Here is a 1,908-nt window from a genome sequence, read left to right as displayed (position 1 = left end):
TTAGTGCGCCACGCATGGCGATTAACTAGGCGGTGAAAGTCCGCTGTGGGGGCTTGTAGTGGCCAACCACTAGCCAAGAGCAAGGGTGTCCATCGTGAGGTGGAATCTGAAGGAAGCTGGAGGCAAACTTCCGGCCCGAGGAACACGAACATCATCAGGCACAAGGAATGGGACGAGCTTGCTAAACAAAGCGAAGTCCAATACACTACACGGACATTCCAGTGTAAATGGTGCGGGTAGATGGAAGGAAAGTGAATCGTCTTACCGTGGGAGGTCTCATGGACGTGAGGAGATGGACTTCGAATCACGGTTGAAACAAGATTTATCATGAGAAGTCAGCAGACGCCGTAGTACCTCGAACAGTCGACGGTTCGAGGGAAGGGCCGAACCTTAGGAGGTGTGGGTCAATGAATGATACCAAAACAGGAGCCAAGTGCAGCCAACTTCGAAAAGAAGGCTCGCCGCAGAACGTACATGCGGAACATGGAGAATATGCGAGAGCGCACATTCCTGCGAGGATACCTGAAACCGACAACACCAACGCATACGAGTCGAAGAGTGGTCTGCTTGAGGCAATCGTGAGCAGAGACAACATGAACGAAGCGTTCAAGCGGGTCAAAGCAAACAAAGGATCTCACGGAATCGATGGGATGGGAGTAGATGAACTTCTACAATATCTCAAAGAGAACGGAGAAACCATCAAGCAATCCATTCTGGACGGAACCTACCGTCCGAATCCCGTCCGAAGGGTAGAAATACCGAAAGAGGGCGGAAAGAAGAAGAGGAACCTGGGAATTCCCACGGTGGTGGATCGAGTCATCCAGCAGGCCATATCCCAAGTCCTTACGCCGATCTACGAGAAGCAGTTCTCGGAGAACAGTTACGGATTCCGGCCCAAGAGAAGCGCGCACTATGCCATTCGGAAAAGCCAGACCAACATCAAGGAAGGGTATACATATGTGGTCGATATGGACTTGGAGAAATACTTTGACACCGTGAATCAAAGCAAATTGGTGGAAGTACTATCCCAAACCATTAAAGACGGACGGGTCATCTCGCTCATACATAAGTATCTGAAAGCCGGCGTAGTTGTGAGGCACCGCTTCGAGGATACGGAAATCGGCGTACCGCAGGGCGGAAACCTAAGTCCACTCCTCAGCAACATCATGCTGAACGAACTGGACAAGGAACTAGAGAGCCGCGGCCACAGATTCGTCCGCTATGCAGATGATCTCCTCATTTTCTGCAAAAGCAGAAGGAGCGCCGAACGGACACTGGAGAACATCATTCCCTTTATCGAGAAGAAGCTGTTTCTCAAAGTGAACCGAGAAAAGACGGTGGTGGACGAGGCAAGGAAGGTCAAATTTCTTGGTTTCTCCTTCTACGCAAAAAAGGGAGAAACACGAGTTCGAATCCACCCGAAATCCATTGCAAAGATGAAGGCCAAAGTAAAGGAACTTACATCAAGAAGCAATGGAATGGGGAATGAGGAACGGGCTGAAAAACTTAGACGCTATATCATGGGGTGGATTAACTACTTCAAAATAGCGGATATGAAGAGTCTGCTCCAATCCACGGATGAATGGATGAGAAGGCGGATTCGCATGATCTTCTGGAAACAATGGAAACGAGTGAAAACGAAATATGAAAAGCTCAAGTCGCTCGGAATCCAAGAACAGAAAGCTTGGGAATACGCCAACACAAGAAAGAGCTACTGGAGAACTTCCAATAGCCCCATCCTCTCGAAATCCCTCGGAAACAACACCCTCAAAGGACTCGGTTTCTTATTCTTTTCTGATTATTATCGACAAGTAACTGCGTGAACTAAGGAACCGCCGTATACCGAACGGTACGTACGGTGGTGTGGGAGGTCGGCTACTCAACTAATGGGTAGCCTCCTACCCGATT

At 49.2% G+C, this 1,908-nt stretch carries 1 protein-coding gene; it reads left to right on the top strand.

What is annotated here, in order from left to right:
* The first annotated feature begins 407 nt into the window (after positions 1 to 407).
* Positions 408 to 1,823 carry a group II intron reverse transcriptase/maturase gene (gene ltrA / locus SD70_RS32440; protein ID WP_041052834.1) on the top strand — a complete coding sequence of 472 codons (1,416 nt, stop codon included), beginning with the start codon at positions 408 to 410 and terminating at the stop codon, positions 1,821 to 1,823.
* Positions 1,824 to 1,908: the final 85 nt, after the last annotated feature.

This window comes from Gordoniibacillus kamchatkensis (assembly GCF_000829455.1).
GTDB lineage: Bacteria > Bacillota > Bacilli > Paenibacillales > NBRC-103111 > Gordoniibacillus > Gordoniibacillus kamchatkensis.
The sequence above is the reverse complement of the archived record's forward strand: the minus strand, read 5'-3'. Positions and strand labels throughout refer to the sequence as shown.

Excerpts from the sequence above, each read along its gene's own strand:
- ltrA (WP_041052834.1), top strand. The coding sequence starts at position 408 with ATGAATGATACCAAAACAGGAGCCAAGTGCAGCCAACTTCGAAAAGAA.